Source organism: Psychrobacter sp. JB385 (assembly GCF_900163785.1).
In the GTDB taxonomy this organism is placed as follows: Bacteria; Pseudomonadota; Gammaproteobacteria; order Pseudomonadales; family Moraxellaceae; genus Psychrobacter.
On sequence record NZ_FUKN01000006.1, the window covers coordinates 1 to 4,335 of the forward strand.

General features: G+C 41.2%; 4 protein-coding genes. All 4 read left to right on the plus strand.

Annotated elements, in window-relative coordinates; all coding sequences use genetic code 11:
* Positions 1-604 precede the first annotated feature (604 nt).
* The 4 genes from repM to CZ794_RS03685 all read left to right on the plus strand — a co-directional run bounded on the left by repM (position 605) and on the right by CZ794_RS03685 (position 3,452).
* Positions 605-1,534, plus strand: a complete 930-nt coding sequence (gene repM / locus CZ794_RS03670) for a replication initiation protein RepM (RefSeq protein ID WP_087040282.1) — start codon at positions 605-607, stop codon at positions 1,532-1,534.
* A gap of 351 nt (positions 1,535-1,885) precedes the next feature.
* Complete coding sequence (locus CZ794_RS03675) at positions 1,886-2,710, plus strand: inovirus-type Gp2 protein (RefSeq protein WP_087040283.1); 825 nt, start codon at positions 1,886-1,888, stop codon at positions 2,708-2,710.
* Positions 2,711-2,743: 33 nt separating this feature from the next.
* A complete protein-coding gene (locus CZ794_RS03680) occupies positions 2,744-3,253 on the plus strand; it encodes a hypothetical protein (RefSeq protein WP_087040284.1) in 510 nt (169 codons plus the stop codon).
* Positions 3,246-3,452 carry a hypothetical protein gene (locus CZ794_RS03685; protein WP_087040285.1) on the plus strand — a complete coding sequence of 69 codons (207 nt, stop codon included), beginning with the start codon at positions 3,246-3,248 and terminating at the stop codon, positions 3,450-3,452. Before CZ794_RS03680 ends, CZ794_RS03685 begins: the two co-directional genes overlap by 8 nt.
* The last annotated feature ends 883 nt before the right edge of the window (positions 3,453-4,335 follow it).

Sequence of the window (4,335 nt, forward strand, 5' to 3'; positions counted from 1 at the left end):
TACCGACTGACGGAACCGAACCGCTAAAACCATCTGATACCCTCGCATTGACGCATTACCACAGCCAAAACAATCACCAATGATGTGGGCTGTTATAGCCTCAAAATGTCACCTGAATGGCTCACAGTGCGTTTATAGGTGCAAAGTGGTACTAAGTTACCTCATGAGCAATCAAAGACGCTCACAGCGCAAATTCAGCAATCGAGTAATGCCTGATGATTTACTACGTTTGGTTATCTACTTCGCCAGTGAACAATGATTAAAACCTGAGCCGATCTATCCAACAATGGATTAATCAATTTTTGATGATTGTCTGAGCCTGATTTTAGTCAGTAACTCAAAATAGATTTATCCACAAAACAAAAAAAGAGTTGTTGTGCTTTTAATTATATAGCTTTTAAACAGCTTTTACGCTCGCTGCAAGCCTTGAAAATAAAGGGATACAGACTTCATTCAATTACCTTTATCGCACCATACCATTACCTTTATCGCACCAAATCAAGCCAATACCACTACCTTTATCGCACCAATAATTACTTTGATTGATAAGGTAATTGTATGGTGATATAGTCGCACTTAATAACCACTTCATAAGATGATGAAAATGGCTGAATTAGTCGTCAAAGATAACGCATTGATCCAAGCATCTTACACCCTCGATTTAGCAGAGCAGCGATTGATTTTATTGGCGATCATTGAGGCTCGTAATTCAGGACAAGGCATTACGCATGACAGTCTGCTAAGGATTCATGCAAGTAGCTATGCTGAGCAGTTTGGCGTCAATGATAAAACAGCATACACAGTCGTCAAAGACGCAAGTAAGGGACTGTTTGACCGTTATGTCACCTACCACGACAAGAACCCAAAAAACGGCAAAGACCGATCATTTCATTGCAGATGGGTGGATAAGATAGGCGTTGAGCCTGATAGCGGAATCGTTTATATGCGCTTTACGTCTGATGTCGTTCCACTGATAACACGCCTCGAAAGCCACTTCACAAGTTACGAGATCGACAAGGTGGCGAACCTGAGCAGCATCTACGCAATCCGATTATATGAGTTGTTAATATCTTGGCGTGACGTAGGCAAAACACCAACTTATGAGATTGACGACCTACGCAATAAGTTAGGGGTTGAGCCTGAACAGTATAATCAAATGTGTAATTTCAAAGCTAAAGTGCTGGATCGAGCGATTAAGCAAATCAGCAAGGAAACCGATATTACAGCCACCTATGAGCAGCACAAACGAGGCAGAACAATTACAGGCTTTACATTCAAGTTTAAGCCAAAGGCAGTACCAAAACAGATAGTCACTGATGGTGGTTATATCAAAATGACTGACAGCCAAATCAAAACGTTCAGCAATAAATTAGCTGCATTGCCTGAGCTCGGCAGTAACTCACCATTAGGCGCAAGCACTGAGCAATTCGCTGCCATGATTGCCGATGATCTCAAAGATGCTGACAAGCAAAAGAAATACCGCAAGCACTTGGCAAAGTTAGGTTTTGAGGTGACAAAGAGCAAGGTTAAGTAAAAACAGGCTCACAGAATGACGCTCACAGCCTCGAAAGTTGGTTTTGATAGTAAGGTACTACAGACGGCTAAAACGTCAAGAAAAGGCAAATAAGAGCTAATGATATACTTTTAAGTAAATTGATTAAACAAAACGATAATTAATTGATGATTTATAGGGTAAATGTCACAGATACCATGTCTTTTTCTAAAGCGATATTAACGCCAAGCCCACTGGTAACATGGTGCCAAGATTTTTTAGTTTGGTCGGTTTTTTATATTATCCTTATCTTTTAAATCCCTTAATTCTTTATCATTCATGCTGACGTTTTTTGAGTTGGGCAAATCAACACGGGATAAGGTCTTTTGAAAAATGCGGAAAATCACGAACGAAAAAGCCATTGTGATAGACGGAATGGAATTGCCGATAATCACACATGACGGCAAATATGAATGTTATGTTGAGCCACTAGAAAAGATAAAGCGCGAACTTGATGCAATGCTTTCATGGCATAGCAAAGTGTTTGTTTTCAGGTTGGACATTAGAATCCACAAGTACAGCGATGACAATCAGGTATTGACCAAATTTCTCACCAGTTATAACGAGTGGCTGAAAAGAAAATATAAGCTGAATCGTGTTGGCTATGCTTGGTGCAGGGAAGTTGAAACGGCAAAAAAGCAGCACTATCATCTTGTGGTTATGATTGATGGTAACGAAGTCCGAGCCATGAAAAATGTTGCTGAGAAAGCCATTGAGATTGGCTCAATACAGAATCTATCTGTTTGGGTGCCAAAGAACCCATCGTATTTTATTGAGTGTAAGAAACTGGCTGCAGGTGATTACAGCAAGTACAAAGCAGCATTCGAACGCGCGTCTTATCTAGCCAAATCACGTGGTAAAACCATTAAAGGCGAACGAGCCAAAAGCTTTCATACTAGCCGTATCAGCCCTTGTCTAAATGAGCGTGGCGAAGTATTCAAAGCAGGTGATGACTATGCCAAACGAGTAAAGCCAAAGCGTAAAAAGATGGCATTAAATCCTGAGTATCTCAAAAGATTGGCAGACGAAAAAAGAGATAGGCAGCTTATGGTAGAGGGCAAGCAGCGCACGATAGAAGTAAATAATTTATTGGATAATATGTTTCGCCAAGATTTATCACAAGGTCAAGATACAAGTAAGCTCAACATTGAATTTTAATTTGCTTAATGATTTAGATATGCAGGGGAAAACATGGCAGCACTTGCTACCACTTCAAGCCTGAGCAATTACCCTCGATTGAGTATTTCACGCTATCGTGACCAGTTGAGGCAGACAGACAGGGCAAACAAGGTTGACGTTAATTACTCGTATCGTGGCAAAGCATACAGCTACAGCATACGATTAGATAAAACCGCTTGTCATTTTGGCAATTACCGCTATTGGTGGTTATGTCCATCATGCAGCAATCGAGTAGCAGTGCTGTATTGTGCAGGGATTTACGTCTGTCGTGGCTGTATTGGTGCTTGTTATGCCTCACAGCTACAACAACCCATCGACCGCCTATTCAGTCGTGCAGACGCAATCAGGCAGCGTTTAGGTTGGCAATCAGGCATTGCTTACGGCAACGGCTCAAAGCCCAAAGGTATGCACTCAAAGACGTTTGATAGGCTAGTGAATGAGCATGACAGGATAGTACAAAGGATATGCGGTGCGACTATGCAGATGATTGACAAAATAAAAGGCAGCGTAAGTTATGAGTGATAGAACGCGCGACACAATCACGATGGACAGCATACTTGATGAAATCGAGCAGGTACGGCAAATGGCATTGAATGACGATGATTATAAGACAGCCTTGTCATGCACCATGAGCAAATCAAAGTTGCTGGGCGGTGGGTTAGGATTAGAACGTAGGCAAAAAGAAAGGGACGACCCGATAATGAAACTGCTAGATTTATGAGTTTCTGCACAGGTATCGAGGCAGTTAATGGAACAGTACGCGCGCGTGAGTAGTTTCGCGACAAGTGACCCCCATGTTTTGACCAGTAGCGACAGCAAAAACAGGGCGTTGATAAGTTCACACCCTAGTCACCAATGGCGGTTAGGATTAGCCATGCCCAAAATTGAGCAAGGGTATCGTAGAATTTAAGACACCCACACGATGTGATTGTTCAAAACAGGCTGCAATTACTGCCACTGGTGGTCTAAATGTTGGTCTATTTAATCACCGACAGCCAAAGAATACAGCAACCACAGGCATTACAGCCGACAGTTCGAATTCCTTAAGAACCGCCAAACTCAATATTCAGTCACCATACTAAAAAAACCTAGCAACAACCATCGTGGATAAAATAAAGATCAAACCGCAAACACCAATTGCTCGTATAAAAAATCTTTTATTGTCCAATGCTGCCCCCTTGGCTTTTTATAGTTAATCAAAACAATATACATATTACAGTAATACTAAACCAGTGAGAACACCTGAAAACCTATCATTAGCCTATACCCAAATCATAAAACCAGTAAATGATAATCGACCTATCAATAGACTTCGCCTGATTATCAAATGATATGAAAATTGCCATATTATCAATGGACACTCGAAAGTAGGTCTATACGATAAACGACTTTTTGGACAGGTAAAGCCACTTATCGAAAATAACCCCATGAAAGATTAAATTCAGCAAAACACCTCGAAATACTCACAGCAAGTACACCCACAAGTACACTGAGCGAACCCATCAAACAACATTTCTTTATTTATCAATACTTTACCTATCGAGCATGGTACCGACTGACGGAACCGAACCGCTAAAACCATCTGATACCCTCGCATTGACGCA